This window comes from Geothrix mesophila, from assembly GCF_022808835.1.
GTDB classification, from domain to species: domain Bacteria; phylum Acidobacteriota; class Holophagae; order Holophagales; family Holophagaceae; genus Geothrix; species Geothrix paludis.
Map to the genome: position 1 here is coordinate 149,219 of NZ_JAKZLD010000002.1, position 23,006 is coordinate 172,224.

Annotated in this window: 20 protein-coding genes; 13 read left to right on the plus strand and 7 right to left on the minus strand. The window is 67.5% G+C overall.

The window, feature by feature from the left end; translation table 11 throughout:
• Nucleotides 1–85: 85 nt before the first annotated feature.
• Both MLG87_RS08085 and thiC read right to left on the minus strand, forming a co-directional pair.
• Nucleotides 86–667 (minus strand): DJ-1/PfpI family protein, encoded by a 582-nt coding sequence (locus MLG87_RS08085; RefSeq protein ID WP_243294690.1) that lies wholly within the window; start codon nucleotides 665–667, stop codon nucleotides 86–88.
• 93 nt (nucleotides 668–760) lie between these two features.
• Complete coding sequence (gene thiC, locus MLG87_RS08090) at nucleotides 761–2,590, minus strand: phosphomethylpyrimidine synthase ThiC (protein ID WP_279341185.1); 1,830 nt, start codon at nucleotides 2,588–2,590, stop codon at nucleotides 761–763.
• A 157-nt stretch (nucleotides 2,591–2,747) separates the two neighbouring features.
• Between thiC and MLG87_RS08095 the strand changes: the two genes are divergently transcribed.
• The 7 genes from MLG87_RS08095 to gluQRS all read left to right on the plus strand — a co-directional run bounded on the left by MLG87_RS08095 (nucleotide 2,748) and on the right by gluQRS (nucleotide 8,837).
• Nucleotides 2,748–3,062, plus strand: a complete 315-nt coding sequence (locus MLG87_RS08095; protein ID WP_243294691.1) for a hypothetical protein — start codon at nucleotides 2,748–2,750, stop codon at nucleotides 3,060–3,062.
• A complete protein-coding gene (locus MLG87_RS08100) occupies nucleotides 3,059–4,027 on the plus strand; it encodes an ATP-dependent 6-phosphofructokinase (RefSeq protein WP_243294692.1) in 969 nt (322 codons plus the stop codon). The genes MLG87_RS08095 and MLG87_RS08100 overlap by 4 nt, the downstream gene beginning before the upstream one ends.
• Before the next feature lie 64 nt (nucleotides 4,028–4,091).
• Nucleotides 4,092–5,159, plus strand: coding sequence for a mannose-1-phosphate guanylyltransferase (locus MLG87_RS08105; RefSeq protein WP_243294693.1), 1,068 nt, complete (start codon nucleotides 4,092–4,094; stop codon nucleotides 5,157–5,159).
• Between the two features lie 265 nt (nucleotides 5,160–5,424).
• Nucleotides 5,425–5,784 carry a phosphomannose isomerase type II C-terminal cupin domain gene (locus tag MLG87_RS08110; protein WP_243287095.1) on the plus strand — a complete coding sequence of 120 codons (360 nt, stop codon included), beginning with the start codon at nucleotides 5,425–5,427 and terminating at the stop codon, nucleotides 5,782–5,784.
• A complete protein-coding gene (locus MLG87_RS08115; protein WP_243294694.1) occupies nucleotides 5,784–6,482 on the plus strand; it encodes an outer membrane lipoprotein-sorting protein in 699 nt (232 codons plus the stop codon). Before MLG87_RS08110 ends, MLG87_RS08115 begins: the two co-directional genes overlap by 1 nt.
• Nucleotides 6,483–6,732: 250 nt before the next feature.
• Nucleotides 6,733–7,719, plus strand: a complete 987-nt coding sequence (locus tag MLG87_RS08120; RefSeq protein WP_243294695.1) for a deoxyhypusine synthase family protein — start codon at nucleotides 6,733–6,735, stop codon at nucleotides 7,717–7,719.
• 161 nt (nucleotides 7,720–7,880) lie between these two features.
• Nucleotides 7,881–8,837: a tRNA glutamyl-Q(34) synthetase GluQRS gene (gluQRS, locus tag MLG87_RS08125; protein WP_243294696.1), complete on the plus strand. Its 957-nt coding sequence runs from the start codon at nucleotides 7,881–7,883 to the stop codon at nucleotides 8,835–8,837.
• Here gluQRS and MLG87_RS08130 read toward each other — a convergent pair.
• The 4 genes from MLG87_RS08130 to rpsT form a co-directional block, all read right to left on the minus strand.
• Nucleotides 8,830–9,159, minus strand: coding sequence for a DUF5329 family protein (locus MLG87_RS08130; protein ID WP_243294697.1), 330 nt, complete (start codon nucleotides 9,157–9,159; stop codon nucleotides 8,830–8,832). The genes gluQRS and MLG87_RS08130 overlap by 8 nt on opposite strands.
• Before the next feature lie 9 nt (nucleotides 9,160–9,168).
• Nucleotides 9,169–10,062, minus strand: a complete 894-nt coding sequence (locus MLG87_RS08135) for a sigma-70 family RNA polymerase sigma factor (RefSeq protein ID WP_243294698.1) — start codon at nucleotides 10,060–10,062, stop codon at nucleotides 9,169–9,171.
• Nucleotides 10,062–11,336 (minus strand): phytoene desaturase family protein, encoded by a 1,275-nt coding sequence (locus MLG87_RS08140; RefSeq protein ID WP_243294699.1) that lies wholly within the window; start codon nucleotides 11,334–11,336, stop codon nucleotides 10,062–10,064. Before MLG87_RS08140 ends, MLG87_RS08135 begins: the two co-directional genes overlap by 1 nt.
• Before the next feature lie 104 nt (nucleotides 11,337–11,440).
• Complete coding sequence (gene rpsT / locus MLG87_RS08145) at nucleotides 11,441–11,704, minus strand: 30S ribosomal protein S20 (protein WP_243287088.1); 264 nt, start codon at nucleotides 11,702–11,704, stop codon at nucleotides 11,441–11,443.
• Nucleotides 11,705–11,881: 177 nt separating this feature from the next.
• Here rpsT and MLG87_RS08150 point away from each other — a divergent pair, with 177 nt between their 5' ends.
• From MLG87_RS08150 to MLG87_RS08170, 5 genes are all read left to right on the plus strand, one after another.
• Nucleotides 11,882–12,712 carry a transketolase gene (locus MLG87_RS08150; protein WP_243294700.1) on the plus strand — a complete coding sequence of 277 codons (831 nt, stop codon included), beginning with the start codon at nucleotides 11,882–11,884 and terminating at the stop codon, nucleotides 12,710–12,712.
• A 26-nt stretch (nucleotides 12,713–12,738) separates the two neighbouring features.
• Nucleotides 12,739–14,538 (plus strand): arginine--tRNA ligase, encoded by a 1,800-nt coding sequence (gene argS / locus MLG87_RS08155; RefSeq protein ID WP_243294701.1) that lies wholly within the window; start codon nucleotides 12,739–12,741, stop codon nucleotides 14,536–14,538.
• A 31-nt stretch (nucleotides 14,539–14,569) separates the two neighbouring features.
• Nucleotides 14,570–16,180: a CTP synthase gene (locus MLG87_RS08160; RefSeq protein WP_243294702.1), complete on the plus strand. Its 1,611-nt coding sequence runs from the start codon at nucleotides 14,570–14,572 to the stop codon at nucleotides 16,178–16,180.
• Between the two features lie 326 nt (nucleotides 16,181–16,506).
• Nucleotides 16,507–17,727 carry an ATP citrate lyase citrate-binding domain-containing protein gene (locus MLG87_RS08165; RefSeq protein WP_243294703.1) on the plus strand — a complete coding sequence of 407 codons (1,221 nt, stop codon included), beginning with the start codon at nucleotides 16,507–16,509 and terminating at the stop codon, nucleotides 17,725–17,727.
• A gap of 9 nt (nucleotides 17,728–17,736) precedes the next feature.
• On the plus strand, nucleotides 17,737–20,463 hold the full coding sequence (locus MLG87_RS08170) for a citrate/2-methylcitrate synthase (RefSeq protein WP_243294704.1): 2,727 nt from the start codon (nucleotides 17,737–17,739) through the stop codon (nucleotides 20,461–20,463).
• A 61-nt stretch (nucleotides 20,464–20,524) separates the two neighbouring features.
• On the opposite strand, the gene MLG87_RS08175 is transcribed toward MLG87_RS08170, so the two are convergent.
• Nucleotides 20,525–21,835 (minus strand): citrate (Si)-synthase, encoded by a 1,311-nt coding sequence (locus MLG87_RS08175; protein ID WP_243294705.1) that lies wholly within the window; start codon nucleotides 21,833–21,835, stop codon nucleotides 20,525–20,527.
• Nucleotides 21,836–22,017: 182 nt separating this feature from the next.
• Between MLG87_RS08175 and MLG87_RS08180 the strand changes: the two genes are divergently transcribed.
• Nucleotides 22,018–22,983: a DUF3187 family protein gene (locus MLG87_RS08180; RefSeq protein WP_243294706.1), complete on the plus strand. Its 966-nt coding sequence runs from the start codon at nucleotides 22,018–22,020 to the stop codon at nucleotides 22,981–22,983.
• Nucleotides 22,984–23,006: the final 23 nt, after the last annotated feature.

A 23,006-nucleotide genomic window follows, 5' to 3' on the forward strand; every position in this document is an offset into this window, starting at 1 on the left:
ATGAAACTGACAAAGATCCTGTGGACGACCAGTATGGAGAGCCGGGAAAGGTCTGCCAACAAGTAATTGACACCAGGCTCGCGGATCAAAGGGTGATGCGGGTTCCCAGCACCTGCAGGAACTGGGCGATCCAGGCGGGATGGGCGGGCCATGCCGGGGCGGTGACGAGGTTGCCGTCCGTGACGGCGCCATCGATGGCGATGTCGGCGTACTTCCCCTTGGCCACTTCCACTTCGGCGCGGCAGGCGGGATAGGCGGAGCAGGTGCGTCCCTCGAGCACGCCCGCGGCGGAGAGGATCTGGGCGCCGTGGCAGATGGCGGCCACGGGCTTCTTGGCGGTGAAGAAGTGGCGAACGATCTCCAGCACCTTGGGGTTGAGGCGCAGGTACTCGGGGGCGCGACCGCCGGGGATCACCAGGGCGTCGTACTGGTCCGGTTTGAGGTCCGCGAAGGTGGCGTTGAGGGCGAAGCGGTGGCCGGGCTTTTCGGAGTAAGTCTGGTGGCCTTCGAAGTCGTGGATGGCCGTGGCCACGGACTCGCCGGCCTTCTTGTCGGGGCACGCGGCGTGGACCGTGTGGCCCACGGCGAGCAGGGTCTGGAAGGGCACCATGATTTCGTAGTCCTCTCCGAAATCGCCCACGAGCATGAGGATCTTCTTCGCGGCCATGACTGCCTCCTGGATGAGAAACCGCCCCGATGATACGCGCCCATCCACGAAAAAGCCCCGCCGGTGGCGGGGCTTTTTCGTGCAGGGAGCGAATCAGGCCTTCTGATAGACCTCGGCGCCCTTCTGCACGAACGTCTCCGCCATCTCCTCCATGCCCTTCTGCAGGGCCTCCTCCTCGTTGTAGCCATGCGCTTCGGCGTACTGCCGCACGTCGTCCGAGATCTTCATGGAGCAGAAGTGGGGGCCGCACATGGAGCAGAAGTGGGCGGTCTTGGCGCCCTCGGCGGGCAGGGTCTCGTCGTGGAACTCGCGGGCGGTGTCGGGGTCCAGGGCCAGGTTGAACTGGTCCTCCCAGCGGAACTCGAAACGAGCCTTGCTCATGGCGTCGTCCCAGAGGCGGGCGCCGGGGTGGCCCTTGGCCAGGTCCGCGGCGTGGGCCGCGATCTTGTAGGTGATGACGCCGTCCTTCACGTCCTTCTTGTTGGGCAGGCCCAGGTGCTCCTTGGGTGTCACGTAGCACAGCATGGCGCAGCCGTACCAGCCGATCATGGCGGCGCCGATGGCCGAGGTGATGTGGTCGTAGCCCGGCGCGACGTCCGTGGTGAGGGGGCCCAGGGTGTAGAAGGGCGCCTCGTCGCAGACTTCCAGCTGCTTGGTCATGTTCTCCTGGATGAGGTGCATGGGCACGTGGCCGGGGCCCTCGATCATCACCTGCACATCGTGCTTCCAGGCGATCTTGGTGAGCTCGCCCAGGGTCTCCAGTTCGCCGAACTGGGCCTCGTCATTGGCGTCGGCGGTGCTGCCGGGGCGCAGGCCGTCGCCCAGCGAGAAGGCCACGTCGTAGGCCTTCATGATCTCGCAGATCTCCTCGAAGTGCGTGTAGAGGAAGTTCTCCTTGTGGTGGGCCAGGCACCACTTGGCCAGGATGCTGCCGCCGCGGGAGACGATGCCCGTGACGCGCTTGGCGGTCAGCGGCACGTAGCGCAGCAGCACGCCGGCGTGGATGGTGAAGTAGTCCACGCCCTGTTCGGCCTGCTCGATGAGCGTGTCGCGATAGATCTCCCAGGTGAGGTCCTCGGCCTTGCCGTTCACCTTCTCGAGGGCCTGGTAGATGGGCACCGTGCCGATGGGTACGGGGCTGTTGCGCAGGATCCACTCGCGGGTCTCGTGGATGTTCTTGCCCGTGCTGAGGTCCATCACCGTGTCGGCGCCCCAGCGGATGGACCAGGCCATCTTCTCGACCTCCTCCTCGATGCTGGAAGCCACGGCGGAGTTGCCGATGTTGGCGTTGATCTTCACCAGGAAGTTGCGGCCGATGATCATCGGCTCGGTCTCCGGGTGGTTGATGTTGGCGGGGATGATGGCGCGGCCCCGGGCGACCTCGTCGCGCACGAACTCGGGCGTGATGCGGCTCTTGGTCCCGGCGGCCTCGCGGCCCAGGTTCTCGCGGATGGCGATGAACTCCATCTCGGGAGTGATGATGCCCTGCCGCGCGTAGTGCAGCTGGGTGACGTTGCGGCCGGCCTTGGCGCGCAGGGGCTTGCGGTCCGCGTGGAACCGGATGGCGTCCAGCTCCTGGTCGCGCTCGCGGAGCTTGCGGTAGAGGCTGGTGGCGCCGGGCAGCGCCTCCACGTCGCCCCGGCCCAGGATCCAGTCCTGGCGCAGCGGGGTCAGGCCCTTGGCCACGTCGATGGCCACGGCGGGATCGGTGTAGGGGCCCGAGGTGTCGTAGAGCACCACGGGCGGATTCTCGGTGAGGCGGTCCTGGAAGTCCCGGGTGGGCTGCAGCTGGACCTGCCGGAAGGGCACCCGGACGCCCGGGAGGCTGCCGGCCACGTGGATCTTGGTGGAGGCGGGGAAAGGCTTCAGGCAGGCCGCCAGGGCCGTGCCGTCCATGGGGGCGGAACCGGATTGCATGGTCATGAAAACTCCGGACTTGTTGAGGTCGGGCCGGGATTGATCCCTGAATCAGCAAGTTTATCGCGAGGGGGGCCGGGGGGACGAATCCAAAACGCGGCGCACAGGAGAGGTGGAGCGCCGCATCCGTCCGGATGCGCGATAATTGATTACAGGAGGGACCATGCCGCGACGCGTCTTGTTCATCAGCAGCCTGGCCCTGGGGCTGGTGGCCGCCCCGCGGCCCCAGGAGGACCCCGTGATGAAGATCCGGGCCCAGCGGGCCTCGGCCCAGGGGATCTCCGAAGGGGACCTCCCGCCGGTGCCCAGGGGCATCGTCGAGCCGCCCCCCCTGCCGCCGCCGGAAGCCCACGTGAAGGACACGCGGAAGGGCCGGCGGGTCAAGGGCAAGGTCCGCAAGCGGAGCAAGGCGGCCTCGGCCAAGGGGAGGGGCTCTGTGTCCCGCTCCAAGCTGCCGGCCCACCGGAAGGCGAAATGAGGATCGGCGTCCTCACCTCCGGGGGGGACGCTCCGGGCATGAATGCCGCCATCCGTGCGGCGGTCCGTCAGGCGGACGCCCTGGGGTATGAGGCCTGGGGCATCCGGCGCGGCTACCAGGGGGTGCTGGAGAAGGACTGGTCCCCCATGCCCAGCCGCGCCTGCGCCAACATCCTCCAGCGGGGCGGGACGGTGCTGCACACAGCCCGCTGCCCGGAATTCCACGAGGCGGCTCGGCGCGCCGAGGCCGCGGCGAACCTGCGGGAGGCGGGCATCCAGGCCCTGGTGGTCATCGGCGGGGATGGCAGCTTCCGGGCCGCCGAGGCCCTCCACCGGGAGCAAGGCGTCCCCTGCGCGGGCATTCCGGGCACCATCGACAACGACCTGCCCGGCACGGACCGCACCCTGGGTTTCGACACCGCCCTGAACACCGCCGTGGAGGCCATCGACCGCATCCGGGACACGGCCTCCAGCCACGGGCGGCTCTTCCTGGTGGAGGTCATGGGCCGCAGCTCGGGCATGCTGGCCGTCCACACGGCCCTGGCCTGCGGCGCCGAGGCCGTGCTGTTTCCCGAGTCGCCGGACGGCTCCTACCAGGCCCTGGTGGCGCGCCTCAACGCCAACTGGCTGCGGGGCAAGCGCAGCTCCATCGTGGTGGTGGCCGAAGGCGACGGCCTGGGCAGCGCCGTGGCCGTGGGCGACCGGCTTCGTCGGGACTACGGCCTGGATCTGCGCGTGGTGGTGCTCGGCCACATCCAGCGGGGTGGGAGCCCTTCCGCCCTGGACCGCATCTGGGGCTGCCGCTGGGGCGCCGAGGCCGTGCGGCTCCTGGACGCGGGGCAGGGCGGCTTCTACCTGGGCGAGGTGGCCGGGGCCCTCGCGGTCCAGCCCCTGGCCCGCATCCTCGATTCTCCGCCTGCGCCTCCGGAGGACCTGAGCGACCTGGTGGACGTCCTTTCACGCTAGGTGGCTTGTGAGGGGCGCGGGCCCATGTTCCCCTGGAAGGTCGCAGGATTGCAGGAGGCAGGTGATGTCGGATAGCCACAAGGATTCCCTGGTCGCCGTCGTCATGGCCGGGGGGCGGGGAACCCGGTTCTGGCCCCGCAGTCGCAATGCCCGCCCCAAGCAGTTCCTGGCCATCGTGGGCACAGAGACGCTGCTGCACCAGACCGTGCGCCGCCTGGACGGCCATGTGGCCCCCGAGCGCATCTTCGTGGTGACCACGGAGGACCTGGCCGCCGAGACGCGCCGCATGCTGCCCGAGCTGCCGCCGGAGAACGTGATCGTGGAGCCCGAGGGCCGCAACACTGCGCCCTGCCTGGCTCTGGCCCTGGTTCAGATCGAGCGGAAGGTGCCCCATGGCGTCATGGCCGTGCTGTCGGCGGACCACTGGATCGGCGACCGGGACCTGTTCCTGGAGGACCTGGACACGGCCGTGAAGCACGCCGCCTGGGAACACGAGCTGGTCACCTTCGGCATCAAGCCCACGTACCCGGAAACGGGCTACGGCTACATCGAATCCGAGGGCCACGGCCCCGTGCAGAAGGTGGTGGCCTTCCGCGAGAAGCCGCCGGTGGAGGTGGCGGTCCAGTACCTCGAATCCGGCCGCCACTACTGGAACGCCGGCATGTTCGTGTGGACCCTGACCGATTTCCGCGAGGGGCTGGCGAAGCATGCGCCGGAGGTGCTGAAGCCCCTGGACGCCTGGGTGGCGGCGGGCGCCGATCCCGCAGCCCTCGGGGCCGCCTACCGGCAGCTGCCCAAGGTGGCCATCGACGTGGCGCTCATGGAGAAGGCCGAGACGGTGGCGGTGGTGCCCACCCGCTTCCGCTGGTCCGACGTGGGCTCCTGGCCCGCGGCCATTGAGTTCCAGGAGACCGATCCCGAAGGCAACGTAAGCCAGGGCGAGACCCTGCTCCTGGACACCCGCAACAGCGCCTTCTTCGGGGGCAAGCGCCTCATCGCCGCCAGCGGCGTGGATGACCTCATCGTGGTGGACGACGACGACGCCCTCCTCATCTGCCACCGCGACCGCGCCCAGACCGTCAAGCAGATCGTCGAGCGCCTCAAGGCCGAGGGCCGCGAGGATCTGCTCTAGCCTGAAGACTGAAGACTGAAGACTGAAGACTGAAGACTGAAGACTGAAGACTGAAGACTGAAGACTGAAGACCGAGGACCGACCATGCAGCGACCTGACACCCTTCACGTAGACAAGCCCTGGCGGACGGGGCCCCGTCCGCGAATCCGAAGGATGAGCGGGAGCACGCCACGGGCCTGGCGTGCGATCCGGGGGTAGTCCCGGAGCCCCCCGCGAGGCGGGCCGAGCGGCGATGATGAACGGACTTTTCCAGCGAGCAGAGACCATGCAGCGACCCGACACCCTCCACGTAGACAAGCCCTGGGGCTCCTTCGACCAGTACGCCCTCAACACGCCCTGCACGGTGAAGATCCTCACCTGCAACCCTGGCCAGAAGCTCAGCCTCCAGCGCCACGCGCACCGCGGCGAGCTGTGGGTGGCCCTGGATCCGGGCGTGGTGGTGGACCGCGATGGCGCGGAGCTTCGTCCCACCGTGGGCGAGGAGGTCTGGCTGCCCCAGGGCAGCACCCACCGCCTGCGCTGCGACGCCGGCGCCCTCCATCCGGTGCGCGTGCTGGAGGTGAGCCTGGGGACCTTCGATGAGGCGGACATCGAGCGGCTCCAGGACGACTACGGGCGCCGCTGATGCGGGCGGCCCTGCTCTTCACCGCCGCCCTGCCTATCCTGGCCCAGAGCCCCACTCCGGAGGGCGGCGAGATCCTCGGCCGGGTGGACCGCTTGCGCCACCCCTGGCCCGCCTTCACGGTGGAGCTGGCCATGAAGGCGCCGGGGGTGGTCCAGCGGTGGAAGGTGTCGGCCCGCGAGAACGGCGACGCCCGGCTGGACGGGCTCTCCGAGAAGGAGAAGGGTCGCGCCGTGCTGCTCCTGGGCGACGAGATGTGGCTGCTGCTGCCCGGCACGAAGCGGCCGGTGAAGGTCTCGCCCCAGCAGCGCCTCATGGGCCCCGCCGCGGGCGGGGACGTGGCCCGCACGCGGTTCCGGGATGACTATGCCGTACGGGAGGTGACGGAAGCGTCCCTGGAGGACCGGGCCTGCTGGCGGCTGGACCTGGCGGCCAAGCGGCCGGCCCTCAGCGCCCGCCAGGTGATCCTCTGGGTGGCCAAGGAGGGGTCGCTACCCCTGAAGGCGGAGTTCCGGTTGGCCTCCGGGCGCCTGGCCCGCACGGCCCGCTTCGGCCCGCCGGTCCAGGCCCACGGGCAGTCCGTGCTGTCGCGCCTCGAGATCGAAGAGGCCGGCGGCGGCAAGGCGGAGCTGACCTTCGCGAACTGGACCCGGGGCGGCGTGGCGTCCGGGGTCTTTGACGTTCCGGGGGCCGGGCGGTGATAGAATGGTCGTCGAGGTGCCCGCGAGGGCTTCCTGCCACCAACCGTCCCACCAATCGATCCCAGCCCCGTTCGCGGGGCTCCCGCTGAAACGCCCCACCACTCGAAACCCCGCCAAATCTACCCTCACGAAGCGCCCGTACCTCCGGGCGCTTCCTTTTTGGGACGAGCTTTTGGTGCGGGGCCTGGGCCGCAATCTGTCCTCGGACCGGGGTGGGGCCGCTGGCACAATGGAAGGATTCGGAGGATTTATGTCCACGCCCAAGCTCGGACCCGTCGGCAGCTATGTGAAGCACCACTTCCGGCATTTCAATGCCGCGGCCCTGGTGGATGCCGCCGAGGGCTACCGGGTCTACCTGGAGAAGGGCGGCAAGATGATGGTGACCCTGGGCGGGGCCATGAGCACCGCCGAGCTGGGCCTCTCCTTCGCCGAGATGATCCGCCAGGACAAGGTGCACCTCATCGTCTGCACGGGCGCCAACCTGGAGGAGGACATCTTCAACCTGGTGGCCCACGACTTCTACGAGCGCGTGCCCCACTACCGCGATCTGACGCCGCAGGATGAGGCGGGTCTCCTCGCCCGTCACATGAACCGCGTGACCGACACGTGCATCCCGGAGATGGAGGCCATGCGCCGCATGGAGAAGGCCATGCTCGAGGTGTGGATGGAGGCCGACGCCAAGGGCGAGCGCTACTTCCCCCACGAGTTCTTCCAGAAGGTGCTGAAGAGCGGAAAGTACGAGCAGTACTACCAGATCGACCCCAGGCATTCCTGGATGCTGGCGGCCCTCGAGAAGAACGTGCCCATCGTGGTTCCCGGCTGGGAGGACAGCACCCTGGGCAACATGTTCGCGGCCGCCGTCATCCGCGGCGACGTGAAGAACGTCCACACGGTGCGCACCGGCATCGAGTACATGACCTGGCTGGCCAAGCACTACCAGGAAGTCACCAAGACCTCGCCCCTGGGTATGTTCCAGATCGCGGGCGGCATCTCCGGCGACTTCCCCATCTGCGTGGTGCCCATGCTGCACCAGGATCTGGAGCTGACCGACGTGCCTCTCTGGGGCTACTTCTGCCAGATCAGCGACTCGACCACCAGCTACGGCTCGTACTCCGGCGCCGTGCCCAACGAGAAGATCACCTGGGGCAAACTGGGCATCGACACCCCGAAGTTCATCATCGAGAGCGACGCCACCATCGTGGCTCCGCTGATCTTCGCCTACCTGCTGGGCTGGTAGATCCGTCCAGGGAAAGCACAAGGCAAAAACACTCGCAGAGGGACCCAGAGGAAGTGGAGGCCGCAGAGAAGAGGATCCATTTTTCTCCGCGTTCCTCTCCTTCCTCGTCCTTTCTCCGCGAGTGTTTTTAGGGCTGTTTCAAGCCTCGGATGCGAGGTTCCATGGCCTCACCGGATCGGACGCTCGCGGCGGGACATGCCACCTATCCTAGACAGATGATGGTTGGCCGCTTCGCCCCCTCGCCCACGGGCATTCTGCATCTGGGAAACCTGCGCACGGCGCTGGCGTCCTGGCTGTCGGCGCGCTCGGCGGGGGGCCGGTGGCTCATCCGCGTGGAGGATGTGGACGGCCCCCGCTGCCGCCGGGACCTGGGCGAGGCGCAGCTGCGGGACCTGGCCGCCCTGGGGCTGGTGTCGGACGGGCCCGTGAGCTGGCAGTCGGAGCGCGGCGCAGCCTATCGCGCGGCCCTGGAGACGCTGCATGCGGCCGGGCGCCTGTATCCCTGCGCCTGCACCCGCAAGGACCTGCAGCTGCTCGCCTCGGCGCCCCACACGGAGGACGGCCTGCGGCCCTACCCCGGCCGCTGCCGGGGCCGGGCCTGGGAGGGCTTTGATCGGGCCTTGAGGCTGCGGCTGCCGGAAGGTCCGGTGGCCTGGGAGGACTGCGTGCTCGGGCCCCAGGCGGACGATCCCGCCGCCCTCACGGGCGATCCGCTCCTGTTCCGCCGCGACGGCTGCTTCGCCTACCACCTGGCCGTGGTGGTGGACGACGGGGCCCAGGGCGTGACGGAGGTGGTGCGGGGCGCGGACCTGCGGCCCGTCACCGCCACCCAGGTCCGCCTGCAGGAGGCCCTGGGCCTGCCGCGCCCCGCCTATGCCCACCTGGGCCTGGTCGTAGCCCCGGATGGAAGCCGCCTGGGCAAGCGGGCCGGAGCGCTGGGTGTCGAGGCCCTGGTGGTCCGGGGGGGCGCCGTGCCCGAGATCCTGGGCTGGCTGGGCTGGAGCCTGGGCTGCCTGGACCGACCCGAATCCTGCGCCGCAGCCGACCTGATTCCCCACTTCGACTGGGCCCGCGTCCCGAAGGGTGAGATCCGCGTGCCTGGCCCTTGGGCTACTTGATCGAGGGGTCGAGCTTCTTCAGCTCGGTCCATAGGAAGTCCGCGCTCGCCACCTCACGACCGTCCTTGTAGCGGATCCTGTAGGGCTGGCCGCTCAGGGAGCTGCCCGTGCCGCAATAGCGGATGAAGTCCGCCGCGGATTGGACGCGCTTGCCGGCGTTCTTCCACTTCAGGCGCAGGTGGTCCCCCGCGGCCTTGGCGTCGTGCTCCGAGCCGTTGCGCAGGAACAGGGCCTGGCCCTGCAGGGCCTCAATGGCCTTGATGAGCGTCTCGATCTTTTGGGTCTCGGGCGCGGGGGCCTGGGCGAGGAGGACGATGGGCATGAAAGCACTTTAGCCGAGGGCCGTGAGCTTATGGGGCGCCGCGACGGCCCTCAGCCAAAGGATGCGGCCCTCTTCGTCCACATCCAGATGCAGGGTCCACCGCGGCGCCACCTGGGCGTTGGCCGGAGTCCAGGTGCCCACCTGGGTGGGCAGGCCATTGAGTTCCCGCAGCTCCAGCCGGAGGCCCGCGCCCAGCTTCGGGAGGCCCGCGAAGAAGTGGGCCACCGCAGCCGCGCCGACGATCGGCGCCTTGCCCGCGGCGTAGACGCCACCGCCGTCTCCGCAGGCTTTCACGTTGGGTGCGAAGAGGGCCTCCAGCGCCGCCAGGTCCTGCTTGGCGAGGGCCTCCTGGAAGGCCATCAGGGCGCGCTGGGTGAGCTCCCGCCGCGCCTTCGAAGGGTAGGCGGGGCGCTGCAGGGCCTTCTTCGCGCGGTGGAGGGCCACCTTCACGTTGGCTGCACTCAGCCCCAGGGCTGTCGCCGTCTCTTCCACGGAGTGGTCGAAAACCTCACGCAGCAGGAAGACCGCGCGTTGCTGGGGTGTGAGCTTTTCCAGGGCGACGAGGAAGGCGTAGGAGCCACTCTCCAGCAGGTCGAAACCTTCCTGGGGCGGCGCCACCGCAGGCGCTTCCACCTCCAGCGGCGCGGGACCGGGAAGCCAGATGCCCGGGTAGGTCTGGGCGTGCCGGCGGCGCAGCAGATCCTTGGCAAGGTTCACCGCCACCGCCACGAGCCAGGGCTTCAGCGGTGCGGCCGTATCCCTGGGCGGCCGCTCCAGGGCGCGGAGGTAGGTCTCCTGGACGACGTCTTCCGCGTCGGCGACGCAACCCGTCATGCGGTAGGAGAGGCTCCACAGCAGGCGCCGGTGCGCCTCGAAGGCCTCCGTGAGCAGGGCGGCCTCCATCAGGCGCAGGCCGCCATGGCCGCCGCGGCCAGGCCCGCGCGATGGCCACTGGCCAGGCTCGCGTCCGCCAGCCAGCCCACCTCGCCCACCCAGTCCCCGGCGAGGTGGACGCCTGGAAGGCCGAGATCCTCCGAGACGGGCCGCCGCCGGCCCGGTTCGTCCAGCACGGAGGCGACGGGGGCGCTGGGGAGGAAGCGGGCGTGGAGCAGCACCTTCCGCCACCCCGGTTGCAGCCGGTCCATGAAGGCTTCCAGTTGCGAGCGCATCGCGGCAGGTTCCTCCCCGGGGAGGCCCTCATGGTAGCGAACCAGGTGGACGAGGGCCGCGCCTTCGGGCGCGATGTGGGCCGCTTCGGATTGGGCCACCATGAAAAGAGGGGTGTCGATGCCGAGGCCCAGGTTCACGGCCTGGTCCGGCAACCGCGAGAGGCAGAGGTCCAGGCAGGAGGCCGTGACGGCCCGCGCCTCGCCGAGGACGGCACGCAGCCGCGAGGCCGCAGGCACGGGCAGCAGGTCGAGGGTCTCGGCGGGAGGAAGGGCGAGGATGACCTCGTTGGCTTCGCAGGTTTCCCCTGATTTCGTGCGAACCAGGTGGGCCTCGCCGTTGGCCTCCACGCCCGCCACGGACTGGCCGCCCTTCAGGGTCGCTCCCTCGGCCTCGGCGGCCCGGGCGAGGCGCTCCACGAGGCGGGCCCATCCGCCGTGGACATAGTAGACGCCCTTCTGGCTCTGCTGCATGCGGCGCAGGGCCGTGGAGGCCCGCAAGCGGTTCAGATCCCCCACGTACGCGTTCGTGCGCAGGGTGGCGTCCATGATCTGGCGCAGTCGGGCATCCGGGATGTGCCGTTCCAACCACTGGCGGCAGGTGAGATCGGCGGCCTCCCGCAGATCCGCCTTCGACAGGCGGCCCATGAGGGATAGGAAGGCCCCCTTCTCCTTCCAGCTCAGCAGACCCGTCGAAAGCATGGAGAGGGGGCCCACGGGCAGGAGGTTCAATCGGCCTTCCCGCAGGGTGAGACCTTTGGGCTTCGGTTCCGCTCCCTCGGGCAGGAGGTTCAGGTCTCGAAGCAGGGTGTAGCCCGGGCCCGCCTTGTAGAGGGCGTGGCCCCCCAGGTTGAGCTGGAAACCATTCCAATCCTGGGTCTGGGCGCGGCCTCCGAAGGCCTCACCCCGCTCCAGCACAAGGGTGCTCCTGCCCGCCCGGGCGGCCGTGAGGGCGGCCATGAGCCCAGCCAATCCCCCACCGATGACGACGACGTCGGTCTTCCGCTGCATGTGAACCTCCTGCCCACGTCACGGAGCAGGGGGTCGCTTGGTTACACCTGCATGCAAAAGGACCCGGCGGGGCCGGGTCCTTTTCGACATATTTAGAGCAGCTGTTAGGCCAGCTTGTTCACTTTGTCGGCCAGGCGGGACTTGGTGCGGTCCGCGGCGTTCTTGTGCATGACACCCTTCCGGCAGGCCTTGTCCACGAGGCCCTGGGTCAGGGGCAGCTGCTTGGCGGCCTCGGCCTTGTTGCCGCCGGCGATGAGGGCCAGGAAGCTCTTGACGGCCGTCTTCAGGGTCGAGCGGTTGCTGCGGTTGCGGAGGCGGGCCTCGGCATCGCGACGGGCCTTCTTGGCAGCGGACTTGTGGTTGGCCATGGGCGGGATCTCCAGCTCCCCTGGAAACCCCGGGAAGCGCGAAAGACCATCCTATCGCAAAAAGCCTGATGGTCAAGGGCAAAAGGCGGGGCTGAAGGCCCATTCGCCCCCTTCCGGAGCGCCCCTCCCCAGGGCATCCTAGTCGGAGGCGAATGGCCTCCCGGGAAGGATGGGGTCATGCCTCAGAAGAAATTGGAGTCCGTCGTGGATCTGGCGGCGAAGGCGAAAGCCCTGCGCCGGGACGTGCTGCTGCAGGTCTACAAGGCCCAGAGCGGCCACCCCGGCGGAAGCCTGAGCTGGATCGACATCGGTGTGGCGCTCTACTTCCACGAGATGACCGTGTTTCCCGAGGACCCCGCGAACCCCGCTCGCGACCGCTTCGTGCTCTCCAAGGGCCACGCCTGCCCGGCCCAATATGCCCTCCTCGCGGACCAGGGCTTCTTCCCGAAGGCCTGGCTGGAGACCTTCCGCCAGTACCCCACCAAGCTCCAGGGTCATGCCGAGAACCACTACACGCCCGGCGTGGAAGTCACCACCGGCAGCCTGGGCCAGGGCCTGCCCCAGGCCGTGGGCATCGCCCTGGGCCTGAAGGTGCAGAAGGCGGCCCAGCGCGTCTACTGCGTGGTGGGTGACGGCGAGAGCCAGGAGGGCGTGATCTGGGAGGCGGCCATGGCCGCGCCCCACCACAAGCTGGACAACCTCTGTGTGTTCCACGACCTGAACGGCCTGCAGATCGACGGCGAGGTGAAGAAGGTCATGAACATCAACCCGGTGGCGGACAAGTGGCGCGCCTTCGGCTGGGCCGTGAAGGAGATCGACGGCCATGACTTCACCCAGATCCTGGAGGCCCTGGCCTGGGCCCGGACCGTGAAGGGCCAGCCGGTGATGATCTGCGCCCGCACCGTGAAGGGGAAGGGCGTGAGCTTCATGGAGAACCAGGCCGGCTGGCACGGCGTGGCCCCTAAGACCGAAGACTACGAGAAGGCCCTGGCCGAGCTGGCCGACTAAGGACTGAAGACCGAGGACTGACCCTGATGGATGCATTGCGACACACCTTCGAACAGCGGCTGGCGGCGGCCCTTCCCGGCGTGGAGATCACGCTGGAGCGGCCGAAGACCGGCGAGCTGGGGGACCTGGCCTTCCCCTGCTTCCGCGCCGCCAAGCAGCTGGGGAAGAACCCCGTGCAGCTGTCGCAGGAGCTGGCGGCTTCCATCGCCATCGAGGGGACCACGCTCGTCGCCGCCGGTCCCTACCTGAACCTCAAGCTGGCGCCGGAGACCCGCGCCAAGGCCGTGCTGGGGGCCATCCTGGAGGCGCCGGCGGGCCGTCCCTATGGCTCGCGAGTGGCCAACGGCAAGAAGGTGATCGTCGAGTACAGCTCGCCCAACATCGCCAAGCTCTTCACCATCGGCCACCTGCGCTCCACCATGATCGGCCACACCCTGGCCCAGGCCCACCAGTTCCTCGGCTACGAGGTGATCCGCCTCAACCACCTGGGCGACTGGGGCACGCAGTTCGGAACCCTGCTGGCGGCCTACACCCGCTGGGCCCAGGACGGGAACGCGGACCTGGAGCAGGACTTCGGCTGGGCCGAGCCCGCGCCGGAGAAGCGCCGCACGCCTCTGTTCCGGCTCTTCCAGCTCTACGTGCGCTTCCACGCCGAGGAGGAGAACGACCCGGCCATGCGCGACGAGGCCCGCGGCTGGTTCCGGCGCCTGGAGGAGGGCGACCCTGAAGCCCGCCGACTCTGGAGCTGGTTCCGGGAGATCTCCCTGCGCGAGTTCCAGCGCATCTACGACCGCCTGGGCGTGAGCTTCGACACGCTGGAGCAGGGCGAGGCCTTCTACGAGGATCGGCTCGTCCCGACCATGCAGCGACTGGAAGACGCGGGCCTGCTGGTGGAAGGCAACAACGGCGCCCGCATCGTGGATCTGGAGGACGTGGGCATCAGCACGCCCTGCCTGGTACAGAAGGCCGATGGCACCAGCATCTACGCCACCCGCGACCTGGCGGCGGCCCTCTACCGGAAGGAGGCCTATGCCTTCGACCGCTGCCTGTATGTCGTGGGCACGGACCAGGTGCTGCACTTCCAGCAGATCTTCGCCGTGCTCGACAAGCTGGATCCCTGGTTCAAGGGCCGCATGCTGCACACGCCGTTCGGCATGGTGAAGCTGCCCGAGGGCAAGATGAGCACCCGCAAGGGCAATGTCATCTTCCTGGAGGACGTGCTGGACGAGGCGCGCGACCGTGTGGCCGCCATCATCGACGAGAAGAATCCCGAACTGGCCAACAAAGCCGAGGTGGCGGAGATGCTGGGCATGGGCGCCGTGGTGTTCTTCGACGCCATGAACGACCGCGTGAAGCCCATCACCTTCACCTGGGACCGCGTCATCGCCCTCGACGGCGACACGGGCCCCTACGTGCAGTACGCCCACGCCCGCATCATGAGCGTGCTGCGCAAAGCTGGCGGCGACTGGGCCGCGAAGGCCCAGATCCAATCAACGAGTGGTCCTGTCCTTTCCTTCCTGGAAGCGCAGCTTCCGGGAAGCCATGAAGGCCTCGCCGCGCCCGAGGCCCAGGCCCTGCTCTTTGAGCTGGCCGGGCTCCCCGGTGCGATCTCGGCCGTGGCGGACGGCTGCATGGCCACGCCCCTCGCGCGCCAGCTCGTGGCCGTGGCCCGCTCCTTCAGCGGCTACTACACCAACTGTCCCATCCTCGCCCCGGAGAATGCGCCGGAAGTCCGCGACGCCCGCCTCACCCTCTGCGTCGCCACCGCCCGCGCCCTCCGCCAGGGCCTCCACCTCATGGGCATCCAGGCCCCGGAGGAGATGTGAACCTCGCCGAACCCCGCTTTCAGGAGATCCCATGACCAAGTACGTGTTCGTGACCGGCGGTGTGCTGTCGAGCCTGGGCAAGGGGATCGCGGCGGCCAGCCTGGGCGCGCTGCTGGAGGCCCGGGGGCTGAAGGTGACGCTCATGAAGATGGATCCCTACCTCAACGTGGATCCGGGCACCATGTCGCCGTTCCAGCACGGCGAGGTGTTCGTTACGGACGACGGTGCCGAGACGGATCTGGACCTGGGGCACTACGAGCGGTTCACCTCGGTGCCCACCACGCAGAACCACACCATCACGACGGGCCGGATCTACAACACGGTGATCCAGAAGGAGCGCCGCGGCGACTACCTGGGCAAGACCGTGCAGGTGATCCCTCACATCACCGACGAGATCAAGGGGGTGATGAAGAAGGTCGCCAAGGACATGGACGTGGTGATCATCGAGATCGGCGGCACGGTGGGCGACATCGAGAGCCAGCCCTTCCTGGAGGCCATCCGGCAGTTCAAGCTGGAGGTGGGCCTGGATTCCCAGATGAAGGCCAACGCCCTCAACATGCACCTCACGTATGTGCCCTTCATCAAGGCCGCGGGCGAGCTGAAGTCGAAGCCGACCCAGCACAGCGTGAAGGAGCTGCGGGCCCTGGGCATCCAGCCGGACGTGCTGCTCTGCCGCGCGGAGCAGGACATCCCCCGCGATCTGAAGGACAAGATCGCCCTGTTCTGCTCCGTCACGCCGGATGCCGTGTTCAGCTGCCGGGACGCCCACTCCATCTACGAAGTGCCCCTGAACCTGCACCTGGAGGGCCTGGACGCCAAGGTCGCCGCGCTGCTGGGCCTCGGCGAGAAGGAACCGGATCTGAGCGCCTGGCAGAACCTCCTCCAGCGCATCCGCAACCCCAAGGGCAGCGTGCGCATCGGCATCGTGGGCAAGTACGTGGAGTTCAAGGAGAGCTACAAGAGCCTCATCGAGGCCCTCCACCACGCCGGCTACGGACTGGAGACCCACGTGGACCTCAAGTGGATCGAGGCCGAGGACCTGGAGAACCAGGACCCGGCGGCCTTCCTCCAGGACTGCCACGGCATCCTCGTGCCCGGCGGGTTCGGCGTGCGCGGCACCCGGGGCATGATCAAGTCCATCCAGTACGCCCGCGAGCACAAGATCCCCTTCTTCGGCATCTGCCTGGGCATGCAGATGGCCTCCGTGGAGTTCGCGCGGAATGTGGCGGGCCTGGAGGGCGCCGACTCCACCGAGTTCGACGACGCGCCCAAGCACCGCGTGATCTTCAAGCTGCGCGAGCTGGTGGATGTGGAGGAACTGGGCGGGACGATGCGCCTTGGCGCGTATCCCTGCCGCCTCGCGCCGGACAGCCAGGCCGCGAAGGCCTATGGCAGCACCGAGATCAGCGAGCGTCACCGGCACCGCTACGAGTTCAACCACGAGTACCGGAAGGCCCTGGAGGACAAGGGCCTCTGCTTCACGGGCATGAGCCCCGATGGCGTCTTCGTGGAGATCGTGGAAGTGAAGGACCATCCCTACTTCCTGGCCTGCCAGTTCCACCCCGAGTTCAAGAGCCGGCCCCTCAATCCGCACCCGCTGTTCACGGCCTTCGTGAAGGCCAGCGCCGCCAACCGCGACTGATCGCCCCCCCTCCCTCAGGGAGGCCATTGTCGGGACAGGGATGAATTCTCTGTCCCGACGGCGTTTGGAAGGAATCTGAAAGGTTGGTGGTGCTCCACTGGGGGTGCCGGGAAGATTATCGGAAGGTCATCAAACTGGCATCGTAATACGACCCAAGAGTAATCTTTGGTTGGCTCAAAAAGATGATCCAAATATCATCTATATGGATCCGGACCTCTCCTGACGGACCGGAGTTCCAGCTCATTGCCAAAGACGGCCGAGGAGAGTTCATGCAACTGTCGGGTTTGCGATACGGCTCTAAGCTTCTGCAGCTGGTTGAATTTCCTGTGGCGGAGTTCATCGACGGTTCCGCCACCAACCAGGAGATCCAGCAGTTCCTGGAGAAGCACCAGAAGCTGGTGGTGAAGCCGGTCTTCTACGGCGGCGTGGGCAAGAAGGGCAAGGCGGGGCTGGTGCGCGTGGTGGGCACGCTCCAGGAGGCCCTGCAGGCCAAGCGCGAGCTGTTCTTCGCGCAGCACACCTACGGGAACAAGCCCGTCACGGCCAATGGCGTGACCATGGAAGCTTTCGTGCCCTCCGACCTGGAGGTGTACTTCAGCATCAGCAGCTCCAGCGCGTATCGGGGCCCCGTCTTCACCATCACCCCTTGGGGTGGGGTGGACATCGAGGAGCTGCCAGCGGAGAAGAAGGCGGTCGTGGAGATCGACCCCTTCATCGGCATCAACGCCTTCGAGATCACCAACGCCCTCACCGACACGGGCTGTCCCGAGGCCTTCATCTCGGCGCTGGTCCAGCATCTGCCGAAGCTCTGGGAACTCTACGATGGCTACGGGCTGACCACCATCGAGCTCAATCCCATCCGGGTCCAGCGCCGGAGCAACCAGATCCTGCCCGTGGCCTGCGACGTGAAGGCCAGCTTCGACCAGGACAACCCGGCCTGGAAGCGCATCGGGCTGCCCGACTCGCTCTTCCAGACGGAAACCACGGCCTTCGAGGCCGACATCAACGAGCTGCGCACCCACCAGGGCCAGAGCGACGTGCTGGAGATGAATCCGCACGGGACCATCCTCCCCTTCATGTTCGGCGGGGGCGCGAACAGCGCGGGCACCGAGGCCCTGGGCGAGGCCGCGATCTTCTCCTCGGATTTCGGTGGGAACCCCCCCTACGAAAAGATCTACGAGATCAGCCGCATCGTCTTCGAGCACTGGTACCAGCAGGCCAACATGCTCCTGCTCATCGGCGGCAAGGCCAACAACACGGACATCTACGTGACCTTCAAGGGCGTGTTCGACGCCCTGCGCGACCACGTGGCCAAGGCCGGCTGGAAGCCGCTCTACGTGGTGGCGGGCCGGGGCGGGCCGAACGTGGTCAAGGGCATGTTCTACGCGAAGGACATCCTCGACCGGCTGCGGATGCCCTACAAGATGTTCGGCCACGACACCTCCATGATCCTCACCCTCGAGTACGCACGGAAGATCGACCGCTGGTGGGGCGCCGAGGGGGCCGCGGCCTACCGCAAGCAGATCGAAACCCAGGTGCGGGCCTAGGAGGCATCCATGCGACGGCTGAAGACGAAGCCCTTCCCTTACTACGTGGGCCTGCACTCCCTGGAGGAGCTCGCCACCCGCGAACACCGCGTCTGCGTGATGAACATCCTGGGCAGCGAGAGCCGCAAGGTCACGCCCATCTCCCACGAGTACAGCGGCGGCAACGTCGTGGCCGGCGTCCAGTACGGACGCCGGGGCGCCCTGGAGACGAAGCTGGGCAGCATCCCCGTCTACCGCAGCATCCGCGAGGTCATGGAGCAGGGCATCGCCTTCGACATGGGCGTGGTCTACATCCCGCCCCTCGGCGTGTGCAAGGCCGTCTCCGAGCTCGTGACCCACAACGAGGCGCTGAAGCGCATCGTCATCGTCACGGAGAAGGTGCCCGCGCGGGATTCGCGAAACATCCGGGCCCTCTGCCAGGAGGCGGGCGTGGACGTCATCGGCGCCAACTGCCTGGGCATGGCCAACGCCTGGGACCGCGTCCGCATCGGCGGAAGCCTGGGCGGCGACCGGCCCGAAGAGACCCTGGTGAAGGGTTCCATCGCCATCCACTCGAACTCCGGCAACTTCACCACCACCATGGCCGAGTACCTCCGCACCGCGGGCTTCGGCATCAGCACGGCGGTCTCGAGCGGGAAGGACGTCTACATCCACTTCGCCCTGCCCGAGTTCCTCTACGCGGCTCAGAACGACCCCCGCACCAAGGCGGTGGTGATCTACGTGGAGCCCGGCGGCTACTACGAGAAGATGGCGCTCGACTGGATCAAGGACCGCACCTTCGGCTTCACCAAGCCGATCATCGCCTGTGTCACCGGGCGCTGGAAGAAGCACATCACCCGTGCCTGCGGCCATGCCGGGGCCCTCTCCGGCAGCGGCGACGACGCGGAGAGCAAGGAACGCTGGTTCGACGAGTACTTCGGGGTGGACGTCTTCGATCCGAAGACCCGCCAGGTCAGCAAGCGCGGCGTCCGGGTTCCGAGCATCCAGTACATCCCGGACGCGGTGCGCGCGGTCTTCGAGAAGATCGACGAGGCGCCCGACTTCCCCGCCACTGGGGACCTCTCCCTGAAGCTCTGGCTCAGCGACGGCAGGGTCCACCTCCCGCCTCACCTGGACCTGCCCGTGGTGCAGGCCCCGGCCCCCTACGACCGTCAGATCGTGGAGGTGAACAAGCAGGTGGGCGCCCACTACCTCCGCCAGAACATGGCGGACAAGTCCGGGGCCTCGCGGATGAGCCCCGAGACCCAGATCGCGGAGCTGCACGGGAAGTCCGTGCTGGACCTGTCCCGACGCACCCTGGAGGAGAACCTCTACTTCGCCCTGGCGAAAGTGATGCCCGAGAAGACGGACATCCCCACCCTGAACTTGATCCTGAACCTGTTCATGAAGATCGACGAGCGGCGGATGGAGCTGATCGACGTGGGCCGGGCCAACGGCTGCACTCCCAACGCCTACCTGGCCTCCCAGATCGCCCTCGTGGGAGACAAGGAGCTGCTGGCGAAGTCCCGCGAGCAGGCCAGATTCATCATCGACCTCATCCGCGAGTTCAACCTGGATGAGCACACCAAGAGCTTCCCGGCGGCCCTGGACGAGTTCGTCCAGGCGCACCTGCTGACCTCGGAGCCCTCACGGAAGACGGACGTGTCGGACCTGCTGCTCAAGGAGGTGCGGAAGTCCAGAAAGTCCTGCGTGGCCCTGCGGGTCTGCCAGCACATCATCGACCTGGCGGAGAAGGGGGGGCGGGAGATCCGGGACGCCTACGAGTTCCTGCTGGCCACCATCGCGGTGTGCGTGCTCTGGAACCCCATGCTGGAGAAGCGCATCACCCGCCAGCTGGTGGAGGACTCGGTCACCTACTTCTACCTCATGTCCCGCATCGTGGCCTACTCGGTGGTGAACCGGGAGCACAACCCCCACTGGAAGAAGCTGGTGGACCAGAAGCTGTCGAACCTCAACCACAGCTTCACGGAGAACGCCTTCAAGGTGCTCTTCGGACGCGCGCCGGAGCCGCACGAGCTGCTGGAGTTCCAGACGCTCCTCGGGCTCACCATCACCAACGGCCCTGGAACCCTCTCGGCCAAAGGGGCCAAGGAGAGCGTCAGCGCCCGGAACGACATCTCCATGGCCTTCGTGGGCTTCCTGGCGAACACGGGCCGGGCCCACGGCGGCAACGGCTACGAGGCCATCAACTTCCTGGTCGAGCAGTTCGAGGGCGCCCCCCTGGCCGATCCCGGCGACCCCAACCATGGTCTGGATCTCAAGGCCATGGCGACCCGGACGGCCAAGGCCTACGGGGCCACCAAGAAACAGGCCCAGGAGGTGGAGGAGGGCGCCGTGAAGCCCATCCCCTGCATCAACCACCCGGTCTTCCGCGGCAACAAGATCAACGTGGATCCCCGGGAGCAGTTCGTGGGGGGGATGCTGGCGGAGCAGGGCGTCTACAACGCCTTCTGGGAGTTCTACCGCCACCTGGTGAAGGAGCTCTACGCCGAGGGCGTGACCCGGAACGTGTTCTGCGTGAACGTGGACGCGGTGCTGGCCGTGATCACGCTCAAACTGGCCTGGAAGGATCTGAAGGCCGGCCGCCTCACGCTCCGCCAGGTCCAGGAGCTGGCCTTCACCCTGTTCCTCTTCGGCCGCACCGTGGGCACCTCGGCCGAGATCGCCGACCACCGGGACCGGGGCCTGGACATGGACTGCCGGACCTCCGAGCGGGACCTGACCTACATCCTTTAGGTCCCCTCAGACGCAGAAAAGGGCGGGCCATCCGGCCCGCCCTTTTCTGCGCATGGAAAAGCTACTTGATGCCGCCCTTGGCGGCCCAGTCCTCGAGCATGGCGGTGGTGACGGACTTCGGACGCTCGAGGGCGTAGCCCAGGGCGCGGTCCCAGGTGATGTTGGCCAGCACGCCGATGGCGCGGCCCACGCCGAAGAGCACGGTGTAGAAATCGTACTCGGTGAGGCCGTAGTACCACTGGATCACGCCGCTCTGCGCGTCCACGTTGGGCCAGGGGTTCTTGGTCTTGCCCTGCTCGGTGAGCACGCCCGGGGCCACGTGGTAGATCATGTTGACCAGCTTGAAGAGCGGGTCGTTGGGCAGGTGCTTCTGGCAGAACTCCATCTGCGCGGTGTAGCGGGGGTCGGTCTTGCGCAGCACGGCGTGGCCGTAGCCGGGGATGACGTGGCCGCTGTTCAGCGTGTCCCACAGGGCCGCTTTCACGTTCTCCTCGGTGGGTTCGGCGCCGTTCAGCTTCTTCTGGAATTCCATGATCCACTGCAGCACTTCCTGGTTGGCCAGGCCGTGGAGGGGGCCCGCCAGGCCGTTGAGGCCGGCGCTGAAGGCGTAGTAGGCGTCGGACAGCGCGGAGGCCACGAGGTGGGTGGTGTGGGCGCTGACGTTGCCGCTCTCGTGGTCGCTGTGCAGGATGAAATACATGCGGGCTACGTCGTCATAGGGCTTGGCGATGCCCATCATGTGGGCGAAGTTGGCCCCCATGTCGAGGCTGTAGTCGGGGGCGATGATGTCGCCGTTCTTGTACTTGTAGCGGTAGATGAAGGCAGCGATCTCGGGCAGCTTGGCCAGCAGATCGCAGGCGTCCTCGTAGGTGGTGTCCCAGTAGTCGTTCTTCTTCAGGCTGTGGTAGGCCTTGTTGAACTTGCTCTCCTTCTGCATCGCCAGGACGGCGGTGGAGAGCATCACCATGGGGTGGCTGTCCTTGGGCAGGGCTTTCAGCACGTCGAAGACGTAGGCCGGCACCTTGGCGCGGGACTTGAAGTCCTCCTTGATCTCCTCGGCCTCGGCGGCCGTGGGGATGTCGCCCGTGAGCAGGTAGTACCAGAAGGATTCCACCGTCGGATATTCGGCGCCGGGCAGCTTGGGCAGGGCGGCGAAGGTTTCGGGAATGAGCTTGCCGCGGAAGCGGATGCCTTCCTGAGAGTCGAGGTAGCTGATGTCGGTGACGAGGCACTTGATGTCCCGGGCGCCGCCGATGCACTGGTCGATGGTCACCTCATCGATGACGACCTTCCCGAACTCCTTCAGGAGCCTGGTGGTGCGAGGACGGTGCTCCTCGATCTTCTCAAGAAGGTGGGATTTCAGGCGTGACATGGCTGGCTCCATGAAATGAGGGAGGGTGGATGGGGTGGCTTTGGAAGGAGCAGGGGTCCGATCATCATACGGGCATCATCTATCGATGCCATGGCCTTTCGATCTTTTGATGACCTGATGGGAATTAATCGAGGTGACCGTGACCCATAACCAGAGTATGTATGGAGTTCAGAGGAGATGCCGTGACCTGCGTCAATCTGAAAGTATTGGTGTTCGCAATGGTGGCGGGGACCCTCACGGCCCAGGAGACGCCCCGGCCCAATCGGGTGGCCTGGTTCGAGGGTTTCCCCGAGCCCCTGCCGGAAGGCGTGAATGAGCTGGCGCTGGAGGCGACCAGCCAGATGCTGCGGCCAGACCTGGAGCATAGCGCCGATGGGCGGACCTGGGCGCGTCTGGATGGCGAGGAGTGGCAGCTGACCTGGGACTGGGCCGTGAAGGCGGGGTCCTCCCGGATCAATGTCCGCACCCGCGTCGCCTCGCGATCCGGCGGCATCGCGGATCAGGCCATCGCGAACTGGCACAAGCTCCTCAACCTGCCCCAGGGCGGGCGGGAGGACGCGCCGAAGAACCGCCTGGTCTACCACCTGGAGAGGGATGGCCGCGTGATCGGCGACCTGAGCCGGCCGGGCGTGGCCCTGATGGATCTGGATGTGGCGTGGGTGCGGCCCTTCGGCACCGCGGACGCGGGCGGGCGCATCGGCGCGTCGCTCCAGCTGCCCACGGGCAGGCAATCCGACTTCTCCGGCAGCGGCGGCACCGATGGTCTCGTGGGGGCGGCGGCCTGGAAGCGCCTGGGCCGCATCAAGCTCTTCGGCCAGGCGGAGCGCGTGATGCTGGGGCTTCCCCAGCACAGCCCGCTGCGGGAGGTCATGGACCACACCTCCTTCAACCGGGCCTGGGCCACGGTGGCCTGGCTGGGGCAGGGCCCGGGCCTCATCGACGGCCTCGGCCTCGAGGTCAGCGTGGGCTACGCCGGCAGTCCCTACCGCACGGGCCTGGCGCGGCTTGACCGGGCGGGGTGGCAGCAGCACTGGACCCTCCGCCACACACGGCTGCCCCGCTGGCGCTTCGGATTCAGCGAAGAGGCCGGCACCTTCACGGCTCCGGACATCTCCGCCTACGTGGCCTACCGCTTCGACGGGAGCTGACCTGCCTGTAAACTAGATGATTC